Origin of the sequence: Burkholderia aenigmatica (genome assembly GCF_048627025.1) — a bacterium.
Classification (GTDB): Bacteria; Pseudomonadota; Gammaproteobacteria; order Burkholderiales; family Burkholderiaceae; genus Burkholderia; species Burkholderia aenigmatica.
In genome coordinates this window covers 3096466-3121400 of sequence record NZ_CP184468.1, presented here as the reverse complement: position 1 = coordinate 3121400, position 24935 = coordinate 3096466, and the positions used below count along the sequence as shown (strand labels likewise).

Here is a 24935-nt window from a genome sequence, read left to right as displayed (position 1 = left end):
GTCGTATTTTTCGTTTTACTCAGTCGATGTCGAACAGCAGACAGCACCAAGGCCACTTCGCGCGCAAGCGCTTCGGGCAGAACTTCCTCGTCGATCACGGCGTGATCGATTCGATCGTCTCGACGATCGGCCCCGCGCGCGGCCAGCGCATGGTCGAGATCGGCCCCGGGCTCGGCGCGCTGACCGAGCCGCTGATCCAGCGCCTCGCGACGCCCGAGTTGCCGCTGCATGCGGTCGAGCTCGACCGCGACCTGATCGGGCGCCTGCAACAACGCTTCGGCCCGCTGCTCGAACTGCACGCGGGCGACGCGCTCGCGTTCGATTTCCGTTCGCTCGCGGCGCCCGGCGACAAGCCGTCGCTGCGGATCGTCGGCAACCTGCCGTACAACATTTCGAGCCCGCTGCTGTTTCACCTGATGACGTTCGCCGACGCAGTCATCGACCAGCACTTCATGCTGCAGAACGAAGTCGTCGAGCGGATGGTCGCGGAGCCGGGCACGAAGGCGTTTTCGCGTCTGTCGGTGATGCTGCAGTACCGCTACGTGATGGAAAAGATGCTCGACGTGCCGCCGGAATCGTTCCAGCCGCCGCCGAAGGTCGATTCGGCGATCGTCCGGATGATTCCGTACGAGCCGCATGAACTGCCGGACGTCGATCCCGTGCTGTTGGGCGAAGTCGTCACCGCTGCGTTCTCGCAGCGCCGCAAGATGCTGCGCAATACGCTCGGCGACTATCGCGAGACGATCGATTTCGATGCGCTCGGCTTCGATCTCGCGCGCCGCGCGGAGGACGTGAGCGTGGCCGAATACGTCGGCGTCGCGCAGGCGCTCGCGGCGGTGCGCAAGGCCGGTTGACGCGGGTCAACGCCGGTCACGCGAGCCGGCCCGGATGGATAAAAAAGGCTGCCCTGCGGGGCAGCCTTTTTTATCGCGTGGACGCGCGGGTGTTGCGCGGGGTCGTCATGCCCGCCTGCGCGGCGGCGCGTTGACGAGTGCGATGCCGGTCAGCACGAGCGCGGCCGCGGACATGAAGCGCCAGCCGACCGATTCGCCGAGCAGCAGCACGCCGAACGCGACGCCGAACAGCGGCGACAGGAACGTGAAGACGGACAGCCGCGACGCGCTGTAGCGCGTCAGCAGCCAGAACCACGACAGGTAGCTGACGAACGCAACGATCACCGACTGGTACGCGAGGCTTGCCATCGCGACCGGCGTGACGCGCGCGAACGACACCTGGCCGAACAGCGCGGCCAGCGCGACCAGCACGACCGCCGACACCGCGAGCTGATAGAACAGCGTCTTGCTCGCGCTTGCCCGCGCGAGCGTCGTCGAGCGCACGACGACCGTCGTCGCGGCCCACATCGCACCGCCGAGTATCCCGAGCGCGTCGCCGGCGAGCCCGGCCAGCACCGATGCACCGGGTGCGCGCGGCTTCAGGAAGCCGTCCGCGAACGCGAGCGCGATGCCGGCAAAGGCGAGGCCGACGCCGGCCCACTGCGTGCGCTGCAGCCGTTCGCCGGGTGCGAACAGGTGCAGGCCCAGCGCGGTGAAGCACGGCGCCGTGTACAGGAAGATCGCCATGTGCGACGCGCTCGTCAGCGTCAGCCCGAAGAACACGCAGATGAATTCGCCGGCGAACAGCGCACCGGCCGCGAGGCCTGGGCCGAACGTGCCATCGGCCTGGAACAGCGGCGTACCGCGCGAGCGGGCCCAGCCCCATAGCAGCACCGCCGCGATCACCGAGCGCAGCCCGGCCTGGAACATCGGTGCAATCGCCGCGTTCGTGCTCTTGATCGCGACCTGCTGGAAGCCCCAGATCGCGCACAGCAGCAGCATCAGGCCGACGGCGCGCGTATCGAGCGCGCGGCGCACGGGGGCAGCGGCGAGCGTGGTCATCGGCGAACCTCGCCGGTTCGGGACGGCGGCAGCGAGATCGGGAGGGCGGCGCATCCGGCGCGCTCGAATCGGCGGTTTCGCACGGCAGTGTCGGGGTAGGGAAGCGTGGGTGGTCGCGTTCGGGCGATAGGTCGCATGCCCGCTTTTGGTGCGAGGTGGAAGGATGTTACCCGATCGGCGCTGTAGCCGGGCGAGCCGGATCGTGCCGTTTTCCGCCGTTGTGCTCGCGCCGATCGGTATCGATGAGCTGGTTCGGCCGCGCTCCGGCCTGGCGCCCCTGACCTTGGCCGTCCCCGGCTAGGCGCCCCCGGCTAGGCGCCCCCGGCGAAATCTACCCGACTCTGGTAGAGTTCCCGGTTCTGGAAAGTCCCCACAGGAGTACAACCCATGCGATTGCTGCATACGATGCTGCGAGTCGGCGATCTCGACCGCTCGATCAAGTTCTACACCGAATTGCTCGGCATGAAGGTGCTGCGCCGCGACGACTATCCGGAAGGCAAGTTCACGCTCGCATTCGTCGGCTACGGCGATGAAAGCGACAACACGGTGATCGAACTGACCCACAACTGGGACACCCCGTCGTACGACCTCGGCACGGGTTTCGGCCACCTCGCGCTGGAAGTCGACGACGCATACGCGGCTTGCGACAAGATCAAGGCGCAAGGCGGCAAGGTCACGCGCGAAGCGGGCCCGATGAAGCACGGCACGACCGTGATCGCGTTCGTCGAGGATCCGGACGGCTACAAGATCGAGTTCATCCAGAAGAAGGCGCACTGAGCGCCGGATGAACCGGGCTGCGGCGCGCGATGTGCGCCGCGGCCGCAAAAAAGGGCGATGCGGGGTGACCCGCATCGCCCTTTTTCGTTGGCGGCGCAGCCGTGCGCGTCAAAGCGACGGCAGCAGTTCGGGCGGGTGATGCTTGAGCGTGTGCCGCGCTTCGCGGAACTCGGGGAAGATCGATTCGACGGTCTGCCAGAAGGCCGGGCTGTGGTTCATCTCGCGCAGGTGCGACAACTCGTGCGCGACGACGTAGTCGATGATCGACATCGGGAAATGGATCAGCCGCCAGTTCAGGCGGATCTTGCCGTCGCTCGAGCAGCTGCCCCAGCGCGTCGCGGCCGACGACAGCGCGTACATCGAATACGTGACACCGAGCTTCTCTGCATAGACCGCGAGGCGTTCCCCGAAGATCCGCTTGGCTTCGCCCTGCAGCCAGCCCTGCACGCGATCCTTGATCTGCTGCATGTCGGCCTGCACGGGCAGCGGCAGCGAGAGCCGCAGCGCGTCGCCATCGAACGCGACGGCGCCCGCGCCGAGCGCGATCGTCACCGTCTTGCCGAGATAGGGAAGTTGCGCGCCGTCGCGCCAGTCGATCTGCGGCAACGCGCGCTGCTCGGTGCGCGTCTTCCACTCCGCGAGCTTCGCGAAGATCCAGCGTTGTTTCTCGGCGATCGCCGCTTCGATGTCAGCGAGCGTGACCCAGCGCGGCGCGGTGATCGACAGTCCGCTGCCGTCGATCGTGAAGCCGATCGTGCGGCGCGCGGAGCGTTTGAGGCGGTATTCGAGCACGCGGCTGTCGAGTGCGAACGTCCGCACGCGCGAGCGGTCGGGTGCCGGGCCCGGATCGAGGGGCGCGGCGGGTGCCGCGGCGGGCGGCGCCGGCGGCGTGGCGGGCGCCGACGGTGCGGCGGCCGGCCCGTCGAAGAGCGGCAGGTCCATCTGGCGATGATCGAGGGCCACGACGGCAGGCCGTGGCCGCGGACGCTGTTTCATCAGTTCGCTTCTTTTTGTCGTACGCAACGGCTGCAACCTGCGGGCGTCAGGCACGCGCGGCATCGCGCGCGCCGGCATTGTCCGCCTGGCGATACGAATCCGGATCGATCCGGCGCATTTCCGCTTCGATCCATGCTTCGACCTGCGAGTTCAATGCATCGGGCGTCAGCCCCTCGCTGGGGATCGGCTTGCCGATCGACACGGTGACGACGCCCGGGAATTTCGTGAACGAGTTGCGCGGCCACACGCGGCCTGCGTTGTGCGCGATCGGCACGACGGGGGCGCCGGTTTCGATCGCGAAGCGCGCGCCGCCCGTCTTGTACTTGCCCTGCTTGCCGACCGGCGTGCGCGTGCCTTCCGGGAACATGATCATCCAGGCGCCTTCCGACAGGCGCTTCTTGCCCTGGCGGATCACCGAAACGAACGCGTTCTTGCCTTCCTTGCGGTTGATGTTGACCATGTGCAGCAGCCCGAGCGCCCAGCCGAAGAACGGCACGTACAGCAGCTCGCGCTTGAACACGTAGCAGAGCGGCCGCGGCATCAGCGCCGGAAACGCAAGCGTCTCCCATGCGGACTGGTGCTTCGACAGCAGCACGGCCGGGCCGTCGGGCAGGTTCTCGTACCCTTCGATCCGGTAGCGGATGCCGTTCAGCCAGCGCACGACCCACAGCGTCGACTTGCACCAGCCGGCCGCCATCCAGTAGCGCGCGTCGGGGCGCATGAACGGAAAGGCGATGAAGCACGCGGTGGCGTACGGCACCGTGTACAGGACGAAGTAGATCAGCAGCAGCAGGGAGCGGACGAAGCGCATCGGCGTAAGTCTGGCGTTAGGGAGGATGCGCGCGGCGGCTGCATCACTCGTGTTCGTGTGAAAGGAAATCGAGCGCGAACGCGCGCAAGTCGTCGTGGACCTTCGTGCCGGGCGGCAGGTTGCCGGCGGCGAGCGTCTTCTTGCCCTTGCCGGTGAGCACGAGGTGCGGCCGGAAGCCGACCGCGACGCCGGCCTGCAGGTCGCGCAGCGAATCGCCGACGACCGGCGTGTGATCGGGATCGATCTCGAAGCGCTCGGCGATCATCTGCATCATGCCGGGTTTCGGCTTGCGGCAGTCGCAGTGATCCTCGGCCGTGTGCGGGCAGAAGAACACCGCGTCGATACGTGCGCCAACCGCGGCCGCCGCGCGATGCATCTTCAGATGCATCGCGTTGAGCGTGGCCATGTCGAACAGCCCGCGACCGATGCCGGACTGGTTGGTCGCGACCACCACGCGATACCCCGCGTGGTTGAGCCGGGCGATCGCCTCGAGGGCGCCGGGCAGCGCGATCCATTCGTCGGGCGTCTTGATGAACGCATCCGAATCGACGTTGATCACGCCGTCCCGATCGAGGACGACGAGCTTTCGGTTGGGGCTGATCGGCATCGTGCGGCCCTTATGCGGCGAGCTTCGAGATGTCGGCGACGCAGTTCATCTGCTGGTGCAGCGCGAACAGCAGCGCGAGGCGGTTCGCGCGCAGCGCCGGATCTTCCGCGTTGACCATCACGTCGTTGAAGAACGTGTCGACCGGCGCGCGCAGCGCGGCGAGCGCCGACAGCGCGCCCGTGTACGCACGCGCTTCGAGCTGCGACTGCACGTGCGGCGTCACGGCCGCGAGCTGTTCGTGCAGCGCCTTCTCGGCCGCTTCGACGAGCAGCGTCGGCTGCACCGTGCCGTTCGCGCCGCCTTCCGACTTCTTCAGGATGTTCGAGATCCGCTTGTTCGCGGCCGCGAGCGCTTCGGCTTCCGCGAGGCGCGTGAATTCGCGCACCGCGTCGAGGCGCGCGACGAGATCGTCGACGCGCGTCGGGTTCAGGCTCAGCACCGCGTCGATTTCGCCGGCCGAATAGCCGCGCTCGCGCAGCAGGCCGCGCAGGCGATCCATGAAGAACGCGAAGATCGCATCGGTCGATTCGGCGACCCCGGCCACGCCTTCGAAGCGCGCGTGGGCCGTGCGCAGCAGCGACACGAGGTCGAGCGGCAGCTGCTTCTCGAGCAGCAGGCGCAGCACGCCGAGCGCATGGCGGCGCAGCGCGAACGGATCCTTCTCGCCGGTCGGCGCGAGGCCGATGCCCCAGATGCCGACGATCGTCTCGAGCTTGTCGGCCAGCGCAACCGCGGTCGACACGGGCGTGGTCGGCAGTGCGTCGCCGGAGAAGCGCGGCTGGTAGTGCTCGGCACAGGCGAGCGCGACGTCGTCGGCTTCGCCGTCGTGGCGCGCGTAGTACGTGCCCATCGTGCCCTGCAGCTCCGGGAACTCGCCGACCATGTCGGTCAGCAGGTCGGCCTTCGCGAGACGCGCGGCGCGCTTCGCGAGCGTGGCGTCGGCGCCGATCGCGGGTGCGATCTCGCCGGCCAGCGCTTCGAGGCGCTCGACGCGCGCGAGCGCCGAGCCGAGCTTGTTGTGATACACGACGTTCGCGAGTTGCGGCACGCGGTCGGCGAGTGGCTTCTTCTTGTCCTGCTCGAAGAAGAATTTTGCATCGGCGAGGCGCGGGCGCACGACGCGCTCGTTGCCTTCGATGATCTCGCCCGGCGTCTTCGTCTCGATGTTCGACACGATCAGGAAGCGCGAGCGCAGCTTGCCGGCGACGTCGGTCAGCGCGAAATACTTCTGGTTCGTCTGCATCGTGAGGATCAGGCATTCCTGCGGGACCTGCAGGAATTCGTCCTCGAAGCGGCACGGGTAGACGACCGGCCATTCGACCAGCGACGTCACTTCGTCGAGCAGCGATTCGGGCATCACGACGGTGTCGCCGTTCGCATGCTCGTTCAACTGCGTGCGGATCGTTTCGCGGCGATCGGCGAAGTGCGCGATCACGCGGCCCTTGTCGCGCAGCGTGTCGGCGTACGCGCGCGCATGCTGGATCGCGACGAGGCCGTCGGACAGGAAGCGGTGGCCGAGCGTGGTATCGCCGGCGTCGACGCCGAATGCGGTGACGGGCACGATGCGATCGTCGTGCAGCACCGTCAGGCGATGCACCGGGCGCACGAACTTCACGTCGGAGCCGTCCGGGCGCTGGTAGGTCATTACCTTCGGGATCGGCAGCTTCTCGAGCGTTTCGTCGAGCGCGGCCTGCAGGCCGTCGGCGAGCGTCGCGCCGGCTGCAGAATAGTTGAGGAAGAACGCTTCGGCCTTGCCGTCCTGGGCGCGCTCGAGATCGGCGATCGACAGGTTCGGGTGGCCGAGCGCCGCGAGCTTCTTCGCGAGCGGGGCGGTCGGCTTGCCTTCGGCGTCGAGCGCGACCGACACGGGCAGGACCTTTTCGCGGACCTGCTTTTCAGGGGCGACGGCGCGCACGTTATGCACGACGACGGCGAGGCGGCGCGGCGTGGCGTAGCGTTCGAACACGAGTTCGCCTTCGACGAGGTCGCGTGCCGCGAGGCGTTGCGCGAGACCTTCGGCGAATGCGTCGCCGAGGCGCGCGAGGGCCTTCGGCGGCAGCTCTTCGGTCAGCAGTTCGACGAGCAGGGGGGCGGGATGATTGTGCGTCATGATTGGAGTGAATCTCGTCTCGTCAGTCCTGATCGATCTTGCGTTCGACCTTGAGCGGCGGCGCCCATGCCGGCTGGGCGGCATCCTGGGCGTCGGTGGTGAGGCCGGGCACGCCCGGCGGGTTGCCGAGCATCGGGAAGCCGAGCTTCTCGCGCGAGTCGTAGTAAGCCTGCGCGACGAGACGCGACAGCGCGCGGATGCGGCCGATGTACGCCGCGCGTTCGGTGACCGAGATCGCGCCGCGCGCGTCGAGCAGGTTGAACGTGTGGCCGGCCTTCAGCACGAGTTCGTACGCGGGCAGCGCGAGCTGCGCGTCGATCATCTTCTTCGCTTCCGCTTCGTAGCTGTTGAAGAACGTGAACAGCAGGTCGACGTTCGCGTGCTCGAAGTTGTAGGTCGACTGCTCGACCTCGTTCTGGTGGTAGACGTCGCCATACGACAGGCGGCGCAGCTCGGGGCCGTTCGGGCCTTGCTCTTCCCACTCCGTCCATACCAGGTCGTACACGTTCTCGACCTTCTGCAGATACATCGCGAGGCGTTCGAGACCGTAGGTGATCTCGCCGAGCACCGGCTTGCAGTCGAGGCCGCCGACCTGCTGGAAATACGTGAACTGCGTGACTTCCATCCCGTTCAGCCACACTTCCCAGCCGAGGCCCCACGCGCCGAGCGTCGGGTTTTCCCAGTCGTCCTCGACGAAGCGCACGTCGTTCTGCTGCAGGTCGAAGCCGAGTGCCTCGAGCGAGCCGAGGTACAGGTCGAGGATGTTTTCCGGCGCCGGCTTGAGCACGACCTGGTACTGGTAGTAGTGCTGCAGGCGGTTCGGGTTCTCGCCGTAGCGGCCGTCCTTCGGGCGGCGCGACGGCTGCACGTACGCGGCGCGCCACGGCTCGGGGCCGACCGCGCGCAGGAACGTGTGGACGTGCGACGTGCCTGCGCCGACTTCCATGTCGATGGGCTGGAGCAGGGCGCAACCCTGCTTGTCCCAGTAGGACTGCAGCGTCAGGATGATTTGCTGAAACGTAAGCATGAAGAGCCTTCGTGGCGCTGGCGCTCCGTTGCGGGCGGCGCTCCGGGCGGGGCCCGGAGGGTCGGCTCGCGCGGCGGCGCGGCTTGTTAGTGTGCTGAAACGCGTAATTTTACCGGATCGGCGGGCGGATGCGGCCGGAACGCGGGCGGGCGCACCGTCGGCCCCGTCCGGGCGGCCTGTGCGGGCGTGACCGGTGCGCGCCGGACGGCCGCGCGCGGCATGGGCGACGCGGGTGCTGCGCGGCTTCGAGCGGGCGTTAAGATGCGCGTATTGCGGTGCGCGCGATGCGTGCTGCGTCACTGCTTGCCGATCCCGATCGCATGGACGAACCGACCGACATCCTCATTCCGCTGCTTCCGCCCTTCCTCGCGCTGCTCGGGCAGGCCATCGATGCGCAGGCGCGCGGCGAGCGCGCCGTGCACGATCTGTGGCTCGCCGCCGCCGCGCACCTGCATGCGGTCGAGCCCGATGCGCTCGCGCAGCTCACCGGCGCGCTCATCGCGCGGCAGCGCACGGCCGACGCGGTCGCGCTTGCCGAATGCGCGGCGCGCATGCAACCGGGTGCCACCGCGTATTTCAATCACGGCTACGCGCTGCAGATGGCGGGCCGTCACGCGGACGCCGTGGCGCCGTACCGCGCGGCGCTGGCGCTCGATGCCGAGCGGCCATCGCTGCGCAACAACCTCGCGATCGCGCTGCGGCTGTCGGGCAGCGACCGCGCGGAGGAGATCGCGCTGCTCGAAGCAGCCGTGCAGGCCGATCCGCGCGACGTGCAGGCGTGGATCAACCTCGTGGTCGCGCGGCTCGCGACGCACGACCTGGACGGCGCGCTCGCGTGCGGCGCGCGGCTTGTCGAGCTCGCGCCGGACAACGCGCTCGCGATGAACAACGTCGCGCTGGCGATGAAGGAGGCGCAGCGCTGGGACGACGCCGAACGTTACGCGGTGCGCGCGTGCGAGCTGGCGCCCGACGACGCGTCGTACCGTTTCAACCTCGCGATCATCCAGCTCGTGCGCGGCAACTTCGCGGCCGGCTGGCGCGGCCACGAGGCGCGCTGGGACGGCGCGGGCGAGTTGCGCGGCCGCCGGCCGGCGCTGCCGGGCCCGCGCTGGCAGGGCGAGCCGCTCGCCGGCAAGACGCTGCTGGTGTGGGGCGAGCAGGGGCTCGGCGACGTGCTGCAGTTCTGCCGCTTCGTCGCGCCGCTCGCCGAGCGCGTGCATCGCGAGGGCGGCCGGCTCATCTGGAATACGTTCCCGCTGGTGGGCACGCTGATGCAGCGCAGCCTCGGCGCGCATGCGGATGCGTTCAGCGCGGGCGGTGCCGTCGACGTGCTGCCCGCGTTCGATTACGAAGTACCGCTGATCGGCCTGCCGCTGATGCTCGGCATGGAAGCGTCGACGCTCGCGTCGTCGGTGCCGTACCTGCGGGCCGATCCGTCCGCGCGCGACGCGTGGCACGCGCGGCTGGCGGGCGACCGCCGGCTGAAGGTCGGGCTCGTGTGGACGGGCAGCGCCGGGCACCAGCGCAATCCGTACCGGCGCGTCGGGCTCGAACGCTATGCCGACGCGTTCCGCGGGATCGACGACGTCGCGTTTTATTCGCTGCAGCCGGGGGCGGGCGCGGATGTCGCGGCGGCGCGCGCGGCGGGCTTCGCGATCGAGGATCTCACGGCGGAACTGACGAGCTTCGACGACACGGCCGCGTTCATCGGCGCGCTGGATCTCGTGATCACCGTCTGCACGTCGGTCGCGCACCTGTCGGGCGCGCTCGGCGCGCACACCTGGGTGCTGCTCGACGTGAATCCGCACTGGCCGTGGCTGCTCGAACGCCAGGACAGCCCGTGGTATCCGACCGCGACGCTGTACCGGCAACCGGCGTTCGGCGCATGGGCGCCGGTGATGGAGGCGGTGAGCCGCGACTTGCGGCGTCTGGCCGCGCAGCCGGTTCAATCGGCAGGGTCGACGGAGTCGGCCCGGCAGGGCTGAGCGGCCGGCCGGTTCGCGGCCACGGGCCGCTGTTGCATGTTGCATTGGCGGCGGCCGCCACGCATTGCGCAGCGGCCGCCCGTCGCGTCACTTCGGCTGGCTGTCGCCGTTCTTCCGGCCGTTGCGCCGGCGCAGGCCGGGGCCGAACGTGAAGCCGAACGCGAGCAGCACGAGCGACACCGCGAGCACGATGTTGTTGCCGCTCGTCACGTAAGGCGTGAAGCCGCTCGTGCCTTCGATCCGCACGTCGAGCGAGCCGATCGTGAACGGCTTCAGCTGGCCGAGCACGCGGCCGTGCGCGTCGATCGCGGCGGTCATCCCCGTGTTGGTCGAGCGCAGCATCGGCCGGCCCGTCTCGAGCGAGCGCATCCGCGCGATCTGCAGGTGCTGGTCGAGCGCGATCGTGTCGCCGAACCACGCGAGGTTCGTCACGTTGACGAGCACGCCCGGCGGCTGCGGGTTGTCGCGGATCGTCGCGGCGATTTCCTCGCCGAACAAGTCCTCGTAGCAGATGTCGGCCATCACGGGCTGGTTGTGCACCAGGAACGGCTTCTGCACGGGCGCGCCGCGCGCGAAGTCGCCGAGCGGCATCTTCATCAGGTCGACGAACCACCGGAAGCCCCACGGGATGAATTCGCCGAAGGGCACGAGGTGGTGCTTGTCGTAGTGATAGATGTCGCGCGAATTCGGCGTCACGCCGTACAGGCTGTTCGTATAGTCGACGTAGTGGCCGTCCTCGGTCACCGATGCGCCGACCGCGCCGAACAGCACGGCCGAGCCCGTCGTGTCGCTGAACTTGCGGATCGCGACGGCGAACGGCTCGGGCAGCTCCTGGATCATCACCGCGATCGCGGTTTCGGGCGTGACGATCAGGTCGGCGGGCTTCTCGATGATCATCTGCGTGTACATCTTGATCGCCGCGTCGATGCCCGCTTCCTCGAACTTGATGTCCTGCTTCACGTTGCCCTGCAGCAGCCGCACGGTGAGCGGCGCGTTCGCGGGCACGGTCCACGTGACCTGCGACAGGCCGAGGCCGGCCGCGATCAGCGCGAGCGCGATGCCGGCCGGCGCGGCGATGCGCACGCGCGCATTGCCGGCACGGGGTTCGGCGAGCGGCGACGGCCGGGCGGCGGCGAGCGCCTGCACGACGAGCGCGGCGAACAGCGCGAGCACCCACGCGATCCCGTACACGCCGGCAACCGGCGCGAAGCCCGCGAACGGGCCGTCGACCTGCGGATAGCCGCTGGCGAGCCACGGGAAGCCGGTGAGGACGGTGCCGCGCAGCCATTCGCCGAGTGCCCAGGCGCTCGCGAACGCGAATGCGCCATGCCAGGTCGGCGAGAACGGCCGCGGGTCGCGCGTGCGGCGATGCCACGCATGGCCCGCGCAGAACGACCACAGCCCGGCGGAGAACGCCGGGTACAGCGACAGGTACAGCGAGAACAGCACGAGCGCGCCGCCCGCGAGCGGCGCGGCCATCTCGCCGTACACGTGCATGCTGATGTAGAGCCACCAGATGCCGGTGATGAAGTTGCCGAAGCCGAACGCGCCGCCGGTGAGCGCGGCGCTGCGCCAGCTCGCGGTGCGCGTGAGCTGCGCGAAAAACCAGACGAATACGACGAGTTGCAGCCAGCCGCCATGCGGCGTCGGTGCGAAGCTGAGCGTATTGGCCGCGCCGGCAAGCAGCGCGGCCGGGTAGTGCCAGCGCGGCAGCGCGCGGCCGGGTGTCGGCGCGAGCAGGCCGCCAGCCGGGCGGGACAGGATCGGATCGTCCATGTGAAGCGAAAGTGGGCGAGCGGTTGTGGAACGCGCGGCTGGCGCGCGACGGTCAGTCCTCGTGCGAGGTTTCGGCGCGACGGCTGGCGAGCGGGTTGCGGCGCACCAGCAGTACGTGAACCTGGCGCGCATCGCCGCGCTGGATCTCGAACACGAGGTTGCCGAGCTGCAGCTTCTCGCCGCGATGCGGGACGCGGCCGAAATGATGCGTGATCAGCCCGCCGATCGTGTCGACTTCGTCGTCGGGGAAATCGGTGCCGAACGTCTCGTTGAACTGTTCGATCTCGGTGAGCGCGCGCACGCGGTAGCGGCCATCGGGCCCCGAGATGATGTTGCCGGCTTCCTCGTCGAAATCGTATTCGTCCTCGATGTCGCCGACGATCTGCTCGAGCACGTCCTCGATCGTGATCAGGCCCGCGACACCGCCGTACTCGTCGACGACGATCGCGAGGTGGTTGCGGTTCACGCGGAAGTCGTGCAGCAGCACGTTCAGGCGCTTCGATTCGGGAATGAACACGGCCGGGCGCAGCATCCCGCGCACGTCGAATTCCTCTTCGGCATAGAAACGCAGCAGATCCTTCGCGAGCAGCACGCCAATGACGTTGTCGCGGTTCTCCTCGTACACGGGGTAGCGCGAGTGCGCCTTCTCGAGGACGAACGGAATGAAATCTTCGGGCTTGTCCGCGATGTTGATCGCGTCCATCTGGGCGCGCGGCACCATGATGTCGCGCGCGCACAGGTCGGACACCTGGAACACGCCTTCGATCATCGACAGCGAATCGGCGTCGATCAGGTTGCGTTCGTGGGCGTCCTGGAGGATTTCCAGCAGCTCGCCGCGGGATTCGGGCTCGGGCGAGATGAAGTCGGTCAGGCGCTCGAGGAGCGAGCGCTTTTCTTGCGGTTTGTCGGTTGACTTACGACTGGGATACGAATCGTTCATGGTGGTGCGCCCGGGTCATGCCGGAGCGCGCTGTCACGGAGTAGGCAAGGATACACCAAGGGCACGACGCGACCGTGTCACACCGGCCGCACGGCCAGGGTGGGCAGCGCGCGCGGGCCCCGCTCGGGAACGGTCGCGCCGGGCGCGACATCGTCCTCGGTTCCATCCTATCTCAGAAAAGGCCGGCGGGGCAGCGGCGGCAAAAAACGGGTGCGGAAGGGGCCGGGAACCGTGACGCGGGAAAGCGGCCGGCCGACGCGGCCAGCGGCGGCATTCTGCCGCACGCGGGCTTGGCCGCCGGGGCGTGGATCAGAACCGCATGCCGGCCGAGCAGCCGCCGGCGGCCGCACCGTTGGTCGCGGCGCCGCCGCAGCCAAGGATTCCGCAGCCGGACAGCGCGATGCTCGCGGCGACGAGCAGCGCGGCGACCTTGCAGCGCGACCAGCGTGACGGTTTCATCGGTCATGCCCTCGTTCGAATCCGCACCCGGCGCGGCAGCGCGTGGCGGCAAGCCGGGCGTCGTGCCGCGTCACCGGCATCGCGCGAGCAGCCCTTCGAGTGCGCGATCGGGGATGCCGCTCGCGCGCAGCGCGTCGACCGTGCGGCTCACGTAGTCGAGCGTCGTGCCGTAGCGGCCGGCCGCGCAGCCGAACACTTCCTTCACGATGGGATCGGACAGCTTGCCCGTATAGGTCGGCGCGTCGCGGCGCATCACGAACGCGAGCGCGTTCACGCGTTCGCCGTTTTCGAGCGAGCACGGCAGCCATGCGGGCCGGTACGAACCCATCGGCATCTCGCGCTTCCACAACGTTTCGAGGTGCGGCTGCGCGGTTGGGCCGGCGAGCCGGAACGCGATGCCCGAGCACGAGCCGCCGCGATCGAGCGCGAGCACGAGGCCCGGGCGTTCGGGCGTGCCGCGGTTCACGCGCGACCACAGGTAGAGCCCGCGATGATAGCCGTGCACCTTGCCGCGCACGGCGGCGATGGTCGGCAACCCCGGGTTCCAGATCAGCGAGCCATAGCCGAACAGCCAGAGATCCTGCTGGCCGTCCCAGTCGCGCATCGTGTGCGCGAGCGAGGCCGCGAGCTCGTCTTCCGTCAGCAGGCGCCCGTCGCCGATCGACGGCGGGTAGGCGGGCGGGAGCGTCGCGGCGTTGCGCATCGTGCGGACGGCTTACTGGTACGGGTTCGGGAAGCCCAGCTTCGCGAGGATGTCGACTTCGAGCGCTTCCATTTCGGCCGCGTCCTCGTCGCTCGTCTCGTGGTCGTAGCCTTGCGCGTGCAGCGCGCCATGCACCAGCAGGTGCGCGTAATGGGCCGTGAGCGACTTGCCCTGATCGTGCGCTTCCTTCTCGACGACCGGGCAGCACAGCACGAGGTCGCCGATCACGGTGCCGTCGGGCGCCGCGTCGTACGCGAAGGTCAGCACGTTGGTCGGGTAGTCCTTGTGGCGGTAACCGGCGTTCAGCGTGCGGCCTTCTTCTTCGCCGACGAAGCGCACGGTGAGCTGCGCGCTGGCGAACAGCGCCGGCTCGATCCATTCGGCGATCAGCTTGCGCTTTGGGCAAGTCTTGCGCACGTCGCTCGTGATCTCGTCGCCGTACTGCACGGACAGGTCGAGCTCCGGCTCGCGCAGCGCGTCTTCGGTGTCGTCTTCGCGCGGCGCGGGCTCGGCACCGACGTGCAGCGTCACGCTGTCGTAGTGCTCGGGCTGCAGCGCGAGCTTCGCGCGCATCGCCGGATCGTTGTGCTGCGCGACGATCGCAACGGCGGCTTCTCCCGAACTGCCCGACAGGTCGAACATCAGGCTGCGGCCATCCGGGAAGTCGATTCGCAGCCCTTGCGCGTTGACGGTCCGGGCCTTGCCCTTCGCATCGAACAGCGAAAGGCGGGGGGAGGCGGGCGCGGCGGACTGGGCGCGCCCCGACTTGCGGGAACGGGAGGATTTCATGACGCGTGCGGCGATTAGGACGCGTTGAGGATACACCAAACGGCCGATCGCACCCGAATTCGCGCAGGCGAAAAAAAGCCCGGCGCGCCGTCTGGCGGGCCGGGCTGTCAGGCCCAGCGGCGCGCAGGCGCCGCCGGCCGGTCAGCCGTCCTGGTGCTGCGCGTGGAACTCGTCGTACGCCTCGACGATGCGCGCGACGAGCGGATGGCGCACGACGTCCGCGCTCGTGAAGCGCGTGAGCGCGATGCCGCGCACGCCGCTGAGCACCTGCTGTGCCTCGACGAGGCCGCTCTTGTGGCCGCGCGGCAGGTCGACCTGGCTCGTGTCGCCGGTCACGACCGCCTTCGAGCCGAAGCCGATCCGCGTGAGGAACATCTTCATCTGTTCGGGCGTCGTGTTCTGCGCCTCGTCGAGGATGATGAACGCGTGGTTCAGCGTGCGGCCGCGCATGTACGCGAGCGGTGCGATCTCGATCATCTGGCGCTCGAACATCTTCGCCGTCTTGTCGAAGCCGAGCAGGTCGTACAGCGCGTCGTACAGCGGACGCAGGTACGGGTCGACCTTCTGCGCGAGATCGCCCGGCAGGAAGCCGAGCCGCTCGCCGGCCTCGACGGCCGGGCGTGTCAGCACGATCCGCTTGACCTGGTCGCGCTCGAGCGCGTCGACCGCGCACGCGACCGCGAGGTAGGTCTTGCCGGTGCCGGCCGGCCCGACGCCGAGCGTCACGTCGTGCGACAGGATCTGCTTCAGGTATTCGCGCTGCGCCGGCGTGCGGCCGCGCAGGTCGGCGCGCCGCGTGTAGAGCTTCGGTGCAGGCTCCTCGTCCGGCTCGCTGGCGTCGAGCTGAACGATGGGGTCGTCGAACGGATGGTCGGGGTCGCCGCGGAAGCGCACGTCGAGCGTGTCCTGGCGCCCGTTGCCGGACGTGTGGCGCACTTCGACCAGCGCGAGCTGGATGTCGTCGACCGACAGCGCATCGCGCGCGCGGTTGTAGAAGTTCTCGAGCGCGGCGAGCGCGAGCTTGGCGCCGCGACCGCGGATCGCGATCCGGTGGCCGCGCCGCGACAGCGTGACGTCGAGCGCCTGTTCGATCTGCCGCAGGTTCTCGTCGAGCGGGCCGCAGAGGTTGGCGAGGCGCGCGTTGTCGTCGCGCGGCGCGACGAATTCCAGTGCTTGGGTCGGCTTCAAAGTGGCGTCGGGTTCCTGTTGAGCGTCAGTCAGTGGGTGGCCGCGCTCGCGTCGTCGCTGACGAGCAGGAGCTCGCCGCGCAGCGAATGCGGATACGCATGGTTGATCTTCACGTCGATCATCTGGCCGATCAGGCGCGGGTGCGACGCGAGCGGCGCCGGGAAATTCACGACCCGGTTGTTCTCGGTGCGGCCCGCGAGTTCGTTCGGGTCCTTGCGCGACGGGCCCTCGACGAGGATCCGCTCGACCTTCCCGACCATCGACTGGCTGATGCGCGCGACGTTTTCCTCGATGGTCGCCTGCAGATGTTGCAGGCGTTTGAGCTTCACTTCGCGCGGCGTGTCGTCGTGCAGGTTCGCGGCCGGCGTGCCGGGGCGCGGGCTGTAGATGAACGAGAAGCTGGTGTCGTAGCTCATGTCGTGCACGAGCGCCATCATCTTGTCGAAATCGTCCTCGGTCTCGCCGGGGAAGCCGACGATCATGTCGGTCGACAGCGACAGGTCCGGGCGGATCGCGCGCAGCTTGCGGATCACCGACTTGTATTCGAGCACCGTGTAGCCGCGCTTCATCGCCATCAGGATGCGGTCGGAACCGTGCTGGACCGGCAGGTGCAGGTGGCTCACGAGCTTCGGCACCTTAGCGTAGGTGTCGATCAGGCGCTGCGTGAATTCCTTCGGGTGCGACGTCGTATAGCGGATCCGCTCGATGCCGGGGATGTCGGCGACGTATTCGATCAGCGTCGCGAAATCGGCGATTTCCGACGAGCCGGCCGTCAGCGCGCCGCGGTACGCGTTCACGTTCTGGCCGAGCAGCGTGACTTCGCGCACGCCCTGGTCGGCGAGGCCGGCCACTTCGGTCAGCACGTCGTCGAGCGGGCGCGACACTTCATCGCCGCGCGTGTACGGCACCACGCAGTAGCTGCAGTATTTCGAGCAGCCTTCCATGATCGACACGAACGCGCTCGGGCCCTCGACGCGCGCGGGCGGCAGGTGGTCGAACTTCTCGATTTCGGGGAACGTGATGTCGACCTGCGAGCGGCCGCTCGCGCGGCGCGCGTCGATCATCTGCGGCAGGCGGTGCAGGGTCTGCGGGCCGAATACCAGGTCGACGTACGGTGCGCGGGACACGATCGACGCGCCTTCCTGGCTCGCGACGCAGCCGCCGACGCCGATCAGCAGATCCGGCTTCGCTTCCTTCAGCTCGCGCACGCGGCCGAGATCGGAGAACACCTTCTCCTGCGCCTTTTCACGCACCGAGCACGTGTTGAACAGGATGATGTCCGCGTCTTCCGGCGTATCGGTCTTTTCGAGGCCTTCGGCCGCATTCAGCACGTCCACCATCTTGTCCGAGTCGTACTCGTTCATCTGGCAGCCGAAGGTCTTTACGTAAACTTTCTTGGTCATGGGGGTTCGCCGTTCGCAGTGGTTGACCTGGGGGCGTCGTCTATAGGGTGAATCGGGACGGCCGTGCCTGGCGCATGCCGCGCCGCGCAGGGGCGGGCGTGCCGCCTTGCACGCATCTCGCGTGCATCGCGCATGAAAAGCCGTCGGGAAAGCCTTCCATTATAGCTTTTCATGCTGTCGGGAGCGCCCGGCGGGTTGCGGCCGCGCGACGGTACGTGTCGGGTTCCGACCCTGGCCGGGCCGTGCGCCGGCCGTCAGCGGCACGCGTTCAGCAGGTCTTCCAGCGCGGCTTCCTCGCGCGCGAAGCGTTCGGCGAGGAAGTCGAGCAGCACGCGCACGCGCGGCGCCATGTAGCGCTTGCTGTGATAGATCGCGTGCAGCGGCGCATCCTGGTGCCGCCAGTCGGGCAGCAGCACGCGCAGCCGCCCCGCGCGGACGTCGTCGGCGATGTCCCACAGCGACTTCAGCGCAATGCCGTGGCCGCGCAGCGTCCATTCGCGGGTGAGGCCGCCGTCGTTGGTCTCGAACGCGGTCGACATCGGCACCGTGTGGGTCTGCGCCTCGTCGCCGCGCGTGAAGCGCCAGCTGTTCATCGGCCCCGACGCGATCGTGATCACGTTGCACGGAAAGCAGGCCAGATCGTGTGGATCGGCCGGCATGCCGTGCCGCTCGACGAACGACGGCGCTGCGCACAGCACGCGCCGGTTCGCGGCGAGCCGGCGGGCGATCAGCGCGCCGTCGGGCGGCGCGGCGAAGCGGATCGCGAGGTCGATCTCATCCTGCCACAGGTTCGACGCGGAATCGGACGCCGTCAGCGAGAACGTGACGTCGGGGTGCAGCGTCGTGAATTCGTCGAGCCAGTCGAGCAGCTGGTTGCGGCCGAAGTCGGACGTCGACGACAGCCGCACCTTGCCGCCGACCACGTTGCGGCCTTCCTGCAGCATCGCGTCCGCGTCGTCGAGCGCCTGCAGCGCCTGCCGGCAGCAGTTCAGGTACAGCCGGCCTTCGTCGGTGAGCCGCAACTGCCGCGTCGAGCGCTCGAACAGGCGCGTCGCGACCTTCGCCTCGAGCTTCGCGAGGCGCGCGCTGGCGGCGGCCGGCGTGAGGTTCAGCTTGCGCCCGGCCGCCGACAGGCTGCCCAGGTCGGCAGCCTCGACGAACAGCCGGATATCGCCCAGTCGATCCATCGGATTTTCCAGAAATTTTTGAAAATGGTTCAAATGCCACGCCAATTATCAAATATAGGCGTATTCGGGACAATGCGCGCACATCCCGCATTTTGGTGCGGTGCGGCACCGACCGGGCGCCGCACCCGCCGCTTCCCGGAGAACCTCATGCCCATTCCCTTGCTGGCGCTCGCGATCAGTGCCTTCGCCATCGGCACCACCGAATTCATCATCATGGGCCTGTTGCCCGAAGTCGCGCAGGATCTGGCCGTGTCGCTGCCGTCAGCCGGGCTGCTCGTGACCGGCTACGCGCTCGGCGTCGCGGCCGGCGCGCCGCTGCTCGCGGTGCTGACGAGCCGCATGCCGCGCAAGGCCGCGCTGCAGTTGCTGATGGCGATCTTCATCGTCGGCAACGTGCTGTGCGCGACCGCGTCCGGCTACGCGATGCTGATGGTCGCGCGCGTCGTCACGTCGTTCGCGCACGGGTCGTTCTTCGGGATCGGCGCGGTGGTCGCCGCATCGCTCGTACCGACCGACAAGCGCGCGAGCGCGATCGCGCTGATGTTCACGGGGCTCACGCTGGCGAACGTGCTCGGCGTGCCGTTCGGCACGTTCGTCGGTCAACTGCTCGGCTGGCGCGCGTCGTTCTGGATCGTCGCCGCGCTCGGCGTGCTGGCGCTCGGCGGCGTCGCCGCGCTCGTGCCGAACCGCCACGACAGCGGGCCGGTCGGCCTCGGCCACGAAGTGCGCGTGCTGAAGGAGCCGCAGGTGTGGCTCGCGCTGTTGATGACGGTGCTCGGCTTCGGCGGCGTGTTCGTCGTGTTCACGTACATCGCGCCGATCCTCCAGTCCGTGTCGGGCTATTCGCCGCGCGCGGTCGCGCTGATCCTCGTGCTGTTCGGCGCGGGGCTCACGATCGGCAACACGCTGGGCGGCAAGCTCGCCGACCGCGCGCTGATGCCGTCGCTGATCGCGATCCTCGTCGCACTGATCGCGGTGATGGTCGTGTTCGCGAAGACGAGCCACTATCCGGTCGCGGCGGCCGTGACCGTGTTCGCGTGGGGGATCGCCGCGTTCGCGACGGTGCCGCCGCTGCAGGCGCGCATGGTCGAAAAGGCCGCGAGCGCGCCGCATCTCGCGTCGACGCTGAACATCGGTGCGTTCAACGTCGGCAATGCGCTCGGTGCGTGGCTCGGCGGCTTTGCGCTGGATCGCGGCCTCGCGCTCGATGCGCTGCCGTGGGTCGCCGTCGCGGTGACGGTCGCAGCGCTCGTCGTCACGTGGTTCGCGATGCGGCTCGATGCGCGCGGGCCGGCACGCGGCGCGGCGCCGGCGGCGCAATGAGCGGCGAATGAGCGGCGCCTGCGCGACGCGATAGCAGCAGGAAAAGGTTCGCGAGAAACGCATTCCTCCGCGATGCTGATAACGGTGTGAAGATAACTTCGTTTGCCGGTGCAGGGCCGGGTGATAGCGTCTCGATACGCGCCGTTGCTGGCGCAACCCGATTCCGATCCCGGCTTACCCCATACGCAGGGCTGCACAAGCGGCCCGGAGGCAATGCTATGTCTTCATCCCTGGCGCTCGTGCGCGACCTGTCTTCCTTCGAGTCCGGCAATGCCGTCGATGCGCGGGCTGCTGCGTCGCTCGACGTGCTCGAGCAGGTCGTCGGCGTGAACCTCGCGCGGTTGCGCGCCGAGCGGCAGTTGTCGCTCGATGCGCTCGCACGGTTGTCCGGCGTGTCGCGCGCGATGCTCGCGCAGATCGAGTCGGCGCGCAGCGTGCCGTCGATCAAGGTGCTCTGCAAGATTGCTGCGGCGCTGAAGGTATCGGTCGCCGCGTTCCTGCGCCGCCATGCGGTGAACGGCTTCGAGCATCTGGCGGCCGAACGCGCGTCGCGCGTCGTCAGCTCGAACGGCCGCTTCTCGGCGCGCGCGCTGTACCCGGAAGGCGAGCCGGCTGCGGCCGAGTTCCACGAGCTGCGGATCGCGCCGCTGCATACGGAGGCCGGCGCACGCCGCGCGCCCGGTACGACGGTCAACCTCGTCGTCAGCGAAGGCACGCTCGAAGTCAGCGTGCATGACCGCCGCCAGTTGCTCGCGACCGGCGACGCGATCGTGTTCGATGCCGACCAGCCGTACAGCCTGCGCAACCCGGGCGACAGCGAGGCGCGCGCGTTTCGCGTGACGGTGAGCCCCGAGGTGCCGCCGCGCTGGCTCGTGCCCGACGCGGCGCACGCGGCACATGCCGCGCACGCGGCCGGCTGATCGCGCAGGCTGCACGGGAGCGGGCCGCGTTTTCGTCGTTCGGGCGAGATCGCGGGTCGTCCGTCGGCCGTTCGGACGATGCCGTTAGACGGAGTCGTCAGTAAGGTTTTAGGTGATGTTCGCTGCGCCGCGCGCGCAGCTGTTGTATGCTTGGCCCGCCGTTGATGGGGTTGGCCCATCCGGCAATCAGTGCGTCTTCAGGGCGGGGCGAAATTCCCCACCGGCGGTAGGCTGGCGTAAGCCGGCGAGCCCGCGAGCGCCCGCGCATCCGCGCGGGGTCAGCAGATCTGGTCGAATGCCAGAGCCGACGGTCACAGTCCGGATGAGAGAAGATGTGCAGATAGTCATGTCCGCCAGGGCCGCTTCGCGATGCATGCGAAGCGGGTTGTCGTTCTGTCTGTTTGCAATGCCCTGAAACGTTTTTCGCCCAAATCGTCTTTGCGAGGAGCGTTTCACATGTCCTTGATGTCCATTTCGTCGGCACCCGCCGACGCCTTTGCCGATCTCCCGTTGCTGGATTCCGAACCGGTGCCGCCGCGCATCGCCGCCGCGCTCGAAGCGATGCGCGCAGGCCGTGCGGTCGTGCTGCAGGACGACCACGACCGCGAGAACGAAGCCGACCTGATCGTTGCCGCCGAGCGCATCACGCCCGAGACGATGGCGCTGCTGATCCGCGAGTGCAGCGGCATCGTGTGCCTGTGCCTGACCGACGACACGGTGCGCGCGCTCGAGTTGCCGCCGATGGTGCAGACCAACGAGAGCCGCAACGGCACCGCGTTCACCGTCTCGATCGAGGCACGCGAAGGCGTGCATACGGGCGTATCGGCGGCCGATCGCGTGACGACGATCCGCGCGGCGATCGCCGAAGGGGCGAAGCCGCACGACATCGTGCGCCCCGGCCACGTGTTTCCGTTGCGTGCGCAACCGGGTGGCGTGCTGGCACGCCGCGGTCACACCGAAGGCACGGTCGACCTGTCGATCCTCGCGGGCCTGAAGCCGGCCGGCGTGCTGTGCGAGCTGATGAATCCGGACGGCACGATGACGCGCGGCGACGATGTCGAGCGTTTTGCGCAACAGCACGGGCTGCCGATGCTGACGATCGCGGAACTCGTCGAGTTCCGTGAGGCGCTGGCCGCTGCGCGCGAGCGCTGCTGCGAACCGGCCTGAGGGAAGGGAAGGCGGGCGCGTTCGCGCGCCCGTGGCACGGCGTGCGTGAACCGGCGCACGCCGGATCGGCCCGATCAGCGTGATCGGGCCGGCACGACCGTCAGGACTGTACGTCCCCGAATTCGCCGCGTATGCCGGCTTCGACGAACGCCGGCAGTTCGTCCATCTTGCGCATGATCCGCGTGATGCCCATCGCGCGCAGCGCGTCCGCGTAGTTGTCCGGGATGTGGCTCGCGCCGACGAACGCGATCGTCTTCATGCCCGCCGCACGCGCGGCATTCAACCCCGACACGCTGTCCTCGACGACGATGCAGCGTTCCGGCGCGACGCCGAGCGTGTGCGCCGCATGCAGGTAGACGTCGGGGTAGGGCTTCGGCCGCGCCACCTGCTCGGAGCTGAACACGCGATCGCCGAAGATCTCGGTGAGCGACGCGCGCTTCAGCGAGCTGCGCACGCGCGCGAGCCGGCTGTTCGACACGACGGCCGCCGGCAGGCTCACCTTCAGCAATGCGTCGCGCACGCCGGTGATCGGCGCGAGCGACTGCGCCAGCGCGCTCTCGATGTTGTGCTCGATGGTCTCGATGAAATTGGCCGGCATCTCGATCCCGAAGCGGGATTCGATTCCCGCCAGGAAGCGCGACGTCTGCTGGCCGAACGCCGACTTCGCGGCGGCTTCGAAATCGAGATTCGGGAACGTGGCGGACAGCGTGTCGAGCAGCACGCGGTCGGCGATGACTTCGCTGTCGACGAGCACGCCGTCGCAGTCGCAGATGAGGTGATCGAGCATGGTGGTGAAAAGCGGGATGTCGGCGACGCAGATCAATTCGCCATCATACGTGCTTTCACGCATACGCCGCGCGACGCTTCGGCAAATTTTCCCGATGCGGCCGCGTGCTCGCCACGTGTCGTCCAGAGGGGCGGCCGATCGTCCGGCGGCGGCCCGCTGGCGCGGTGCGCCGCCGCCTGCCAGCGGTCGCGTTACAGCTCGATCGCGCGCCCCGTTTTCCACGACGTCATCGCGGCCTCGGCCAGTTCGAGCGCGGCGAGCCCGTCATCGATCGTCGTCCTGACCGGCGTGCTGTCGCGCAGCGCGTCGACGAAGTGCGCGATCTCGGCCGCGTACGCATGCCGGTAGCGCTCGAGGAAGAACGGCTCCGGCACATCCGTCGCGATGCCGCCCGCGAGCCACGCGCTCACTTCGGTCGGCCGCACGTTGCCGGCCTGCAGCATCCCGTTGCTGCCGAGCAGTTCGAAACGCTGGTCGTAGCCGTACGCCGCGCGCCGCGACGTGTTGATCTGGCACAGCAGCCCGCGCCGCGTGCGGATCGTCACGGCGGTCGAATCGATGTCGCCTGCGTCTTGCACGGCCGGATCGGTCAGGCAACTGCCGGTCGCGTGGAGTGTCTGCGCTTCGTCGCCGAGAATCCAGCGGAACACGTCGAAATCGTGGATCAGCATGTCCTTGAAGATGCCGCCCGAGCTGCGGATGTAGTCGACGGGCGGTGCACCCGGGTCGCGGCTCGTGACGACCAGCATTTCCGGCGCACCGATCTCGCCACGCTCGACACGTGCCTTCAGCGCGGCGAAGGTCGGATCGAAGCGGCGCTGGAAGCCGATCATGCAGGTCACGCCGCTGCGCCGGACGACGTCCGCGCACGCACGCGAGCGCTCGACGGTCAGGTCGACGGGCTTCTCGCAGAACACGGCCTTGCCCGCGTGCGCAGCCGCGACGATCAGGTCCGCATGCGTGTCGGTGCTCGATGCGATCACCACGGCCTGGACAGCCGGATCGCCGAGCGCGCGCTCGACGTCGGCCACCTGCGCGCCGTGCGCGTGGGCCAGCGTGTCGGCCGACGGCGCGTGCCGGTCGACCACGTACTTCAGCTTCGCGCCCGGATGGCGCGCGAGATTCGCCGCGTGGATCTTGCCGATTCGTCCCGCGCCGAACAACGCGAATTCGATCATTCCGTTCTCCTGTTGATTGGGTGGTTTTCCATCGGCACGCGTCTCGAGTCGGCCATGCACCGTGGCGGCGGTCATTGATCCGCCAGTGCGCCGCGCACGTAGTCGATGCTCGCCCGCAGCCGATCCTCGATGTCGTCGGCTTCGGCGATCTCGCTCGCGAACGGCTCGAACGAGAACGCGCCGCGGTAGCCGCGCGCGAGCAGTTCGCGCAGTTGCCGGATATTGCCGAGCCGGTCGGCACCGCCGACCAGCACGCGGTGGCCGTCGCGCATCCGGTCGACCGGCAGGTCGTCTTCCTCGACGCCCGAGATGTGGACGAGGCCCGTCAGGTTCGGGAAGAAGATGTCCTCACCCGACAGGTGATGGTGGAACGTGTCGTGCACGAGCCGGAACACCTGCTCGCCCGCCGCGTCGTAGATGCCTTTCACCGCATCCGACTTGCGGCGCAGCGCGCATTCCTCGAAGCCGAGCGGCTCGATGAAGCCGAGCAGGCCGCGCGCTTCGAGGATCGGCTTGAGCGCCTTCAGTGCCTTGACGAGATCGGCGTGGCGCACGTCCGCGCTGCGCGTGTCGCTCCGGCTGTTGGTCGGGCACAGCACCAGCGCACGCGCGCCGCATTGCGTCGCGTAGTCGGCCAGCACGGTCGCCTCGTTCGCGCGCTCGGCGTTCCATTGCTCGAAGCGCTGCAGCGCGTTGATCGTCAGGATCGTTACGCCACCGGCTTCGGCCGTCGCGCGCACGGTGGCGGCCGGCGTGCCGTCGGCGATCTCGACGCCGTCGAGATCGTTGCGGATCTCGATCGTGTCGACGCCGAGACGCTTGCACAGCGCGACGTAACGGTCGAACGGCAAGCGCGGCGCGCTCATCCGGTTCAGCGAAAAATGGAAGGCTTGCGTCATCGTTCTGT

23 protein-coding genes and 1 riboswitch are annotated in these 24935 nt (G+C 68.6%); of the genes, 6 read left to right on the top strand and 17 right to left on the bottom strand.

Annotated features, from left to right (window positions below; all coding sequences use genetic code 11):
* Window positions 1-26 precede the first annotated feature (26 nt).
* Window positions 27-854 (top strand): 16S rRNA (adenine(1518)-N(6)/adenine(1519)-N(6))-dimethyltransferase RsmA, encoded by an 828-nt coding sequence (gene rsmA, locus ACN8ZM_RS14600; RefSeq protein ID WP_420210204.1) that lies wholly within the window; start codon window positions 27-29, stop codon window positions 852-854.
* Between the two features lie 105 nt (window positions 855-959).
* On the opposite strand, the gene ACN8ZM_RS14595 is transcribed toward rsmA, so the two are convergent.
* Complete coding sequence (locus ACN8ZM_RS14595) at window positions 960-1895, bottom strand: DMT family transporter (RefSeq protein WP_043190636.1); 936 nt, start codon at window positions 1893-1895, stop codon at window positions 960-962.
* Window positions 1896-2282: 387 nt separating this feature from the next.
* Here ACN8ZM_RS14595 and gloA point away from each other — a divergent pair, with 387 nt between their 5' ends.
* Window positions 2283-2672, top strand: a complete 390-nt coding sequence (gloA, locus tag ACN8ZM_RS14590; RefSeq protein WP_043190639.1) for a lactoylglutathione lyase — start codon at window positions 2283-2285, stop codon at window positions 2670-2672.
* A 108-nt stretch (window positions 2673-2780) separates the two neighbouring features.
* Here the strand turns inward: gloA and ACN8ZM_RS14585 are convergent, their stop codons facing one another.
* Genes ACN8ZM_RS14585 through glyQ form a run of 5 tightly spaced genes read right to left on the bottom strand, consistent with a single transcriptional unit; the run spans window position 2781 to window position 8223 of the window.
* Window positions 2781-3668, bottom strand: coding sequence for a M48 family metallopeptidase (locus tag ACN8ZM_RS14585; RefSeq protein WP_043190777.1), 888 nt, complete (start codon window positions 3666-3668; stop codon window positions 2781-2783).
* 46 nt (window positions 3669-3714) lie between these two features.
* The gene (locus tag ACN8ZM_RS14580) at window positions 3715-4479 is read right to left on the bottom strand and encodes a lysophospholipid acyltransferase family protein (protein ID WP_043190642.1); all 765 of its coding nucleotides are present in this window, start codon (window positions 4477-4479) and stop codon (window positions 3715-3717) included.
* Between the two features lie 43 nt (window positions 4480-4522).
* A complete protein-coding gene (gmhB, locus tag ACN8ZM_RS14575; RefSeq protein ID WP_043190647.1) occupies window positions 4523-5086 on the bottom strand; it encodes a D-glycero-beta-D-manno-heptose 1,7-bisphosphate 7-phosphatase in 564 nt (187 codons plus the stop codon).
* 10 nt (window positions 5087-5096) lie between these two features.
* Complete coding sequence (glyS, locus tag ACN8ZM_RS14570) at window positions 5097-7196, bottom strand: glycine--tRNA ligase subunit beta (protein WP_043190650.1); 2100 nt, start codon at window positions 7194-7196, stop codon at window positions 5097-5099.
* Window positions 7197-7218: 22 nt separating this feature from the next.
* Entirely contained in the window at window positions 7219-8223 is a 1005-nt protein-coding gene (gene glyQ / locus ACN8ZM_RS14565; RefSeq protein ID WP_011885965.1) for a glycine--tRNA ligase subunit alpha, read from the bottom strand.
* Window positions 8224-8543: 320 nt separating this feature from the next.
* Here glyQ and ACN8ZM_RS14560 point away from each other — a divergent pair, with 320 nt between their 5' ends.
* Window positions 8544-10208 (top strand): hypothetical protein, encoded by a 1665-nt coding sequence (locus ACN8ZM_RS14560; RefSeq protein ID WP_420211002.1) that lies wholly within the window; start codon window positions 8544-8546, stop codon window positions 10206-10208.
* An 87-nt stretch (window positions 10209-10295) separates the two neighbouring features.
* On the opposite strand, the gene lnt is transcribed toward ACN8ZM_RS14560, so the two are convergent.
* The 8 genes from lnt to ACN8ZM_RS14520 all read right to left on the bottom strand — a co-directional run bounded on the left by lnt (window position 10296) and on the right by ACN8ZM_RS14520 (window position 18653).
* The gene (gene lnt / locus ACN8ZM_RS14555) at window positions 10296-11984 is read right to left on the bottom strand and encodes an apolipoprotein N-acyltransferase (protein WP_420210203.1); all 1689 of its coding nucleotides are present in this window, start codon (window positions 11982-11984) and stop codon (window positions 10296-10298) included.
* Between the two features lie 52 nt (window positions 11985-12036).
* Complete coding sequence (locus tag ACN8ZM_RS14550) at window positions 12037-12924, bottom strand: HlyC/CorC family transporter (RefSeq protein WP_043190655.1); 888 nt, start codon at window positions 12922-12924, stop codon at window positions 12037-12039.
* A gap of 309 nt (window positions 12925-13233) precedes the next feature.
* A complete protein-coding gene (locus ACN8ZM_RS14545; RefSeq protein ID WP_179258727.1) occupies window positions 13234-13383 on the bottom strand; it encodes a hypothetical protein in 150 nt (49 codons plus the stop codon).
* Between the two features lie 70 nt (window positions 13384-13453).
* On the bottom strand, window positions 13454-14086 hold the full coding sequence (locus ACN8ZM_RS14540) for a gamma-glutamylcyclotransferase (protein ID WP_089451242.1): 633 nt from the start codon (window positions 14084-14086) through the stop codon (window positions 13454-13456).
* A 12-nt stretch (window positions 14087-14098) separates the two neighbouring features.
* A complete protein-coding gene (gene ybeY / locus ACN8ZM_RS14535) occupies window positions 14099-14875 on the bottom strand; it encodes an rRNA maturation RNase YbeY (protein ID WP_043190659.1) in 777 nt (258 codons plus the stop codon).
* Between the two features lie 141 nt (window positions 14876-15016).
* Window positions 15017-16063 carry a PhoH family protein gene (locus ACN8ZM_RS14530; RefSeq protein ID WP_043190661.1) on the bottom strand — a complete coding sequence of 349 codons (1047 nt, stop codon included), beginning with the start codon at window positions 16061-16063 and terminating at the stop codon, window positions 15017-15019.
* Window positions 16064-16092: 29 nt separating this feature from the next.
* Window positions 16093-17466, bottom strand: coding sequence for a tRNA (N6-isopentenyl adenosine(37)-C2)-methylthiotransferase MiaB (miaB, locus tag ACN8ZM_RS14525; RefSeq protein ID WP_089451241.1), 1374 nt, complete (start codon window positions 17464-17466; stop codon window positions 16093-16095).
* Between the two features lie 254 nt (window positions 17467-17720).
* Window positions 17721-18653, bottom strand: a complete 933-nt coding sequence (locus ACN8ZM_RS14520) for a LysR family transcriptional regulator (protein WP_420210202.1) — start codon at window positions 18651-18653, stop codon at window positions 17721-17723.
* Window positions 18654-18800: 147 nt separating this feature from the next.
* Here ACN8ZM_RS14520 and ACN8ZM_RS14515 point away from each other — a divergent pair, with 147 nt between their 5' ends.
* The 3 genes from ACN8ZM_RS14515 (at window position 18801) to ribB (ending at window position 22063) form a co-directional block, all read left to right on the top strand.
* Window positions 18801-19976 carry an MFS transporter gene (locus ACN8ZM_RS14515; RefSeq protein WP_089451239.1) on the top strand — a complete coding sequence of 392 codons (1176 nt, stop codon included), beginning with the start codon at window positions 18801-18803 and terminating at the stop codon, window positions 19974-19976.
* Between the two features lie 218 nt (window positions 19977-20194).
* The gene (locus ACN8ZM_RS14510; RefSeq protein WP_205823188.1) at window positions 20195-20896 is read left to right on the top strand and encodes a helix-turn-helix domain-containing protein; all 702 of its coding nucleotides are present in this window, start codon (window positions 20195-20197) and stop codon (window positions 20894-20896) included.
* Between the two features lie 189 nt (window positions 20897-21085).
* Window positions 21086-21234, top strand: a riboswitch (FMN riboswitch).
* A 118-nt stretch (window positions 21235-21352) separates the two neighbouring features.
* On the top strand, window positions 21353-22063 hold the full coding sequence (ribB, locus tag ACN8ZM_RS14505; RefSeq protein WP_011353122.1) for a 3,4-dihydroxy-2-butanone-4-phosphate synthase: 711 nt from the start codon (window positions 21353-21355) through the stop codon (window positions 22061-22063).
* A gap of 100 nt (window positions 22064-22163) precedes the next feature.
* Here ribB and ACN8ZM_RS14500 read toward each other — a convergent pair whose 3' ends face one another.
* From ACN8ZM_RS14500 to ACN8ZM_RS14490, 3 genes are all read right to left on the bottom strand, one after another.
* Complete coding sequence (locus tag ACN8ZM_RS14500) at window positions 22164-22850, bottom strand: HAD family hydrolase (protein ID WP_420210201.1); 687 nt, start codon at window positions 22848-22850, stop codon at window positions 22164-22166.
* 191 nt (window positions 22851-23041) lie between these two features.
* On the bottom strand, window positions 23042-24028 hold the full coding sequence (iolG, locus tag ACN8ZM_RS14495; protein WP_420210200.1) for an inositol 2-dehydrogenase: 987 nt from the start codon (window positions 24026-24028) through the stop codon (window positions 23042-23044).
* A gap of 71 nt (window positions 24029-24099) precedes the next feature.
* Entirely contained in the window at window positions 24100-24927 is an 828-nt protein-coding gene (locus tag ACN8ZM_RS14490) for a TIM barrel protein (protein ID WP_420210199.1), read from the bottom strand.
* Between the last annotated feature and the right edge of the window lie 8 nt (window positions 24928-24935).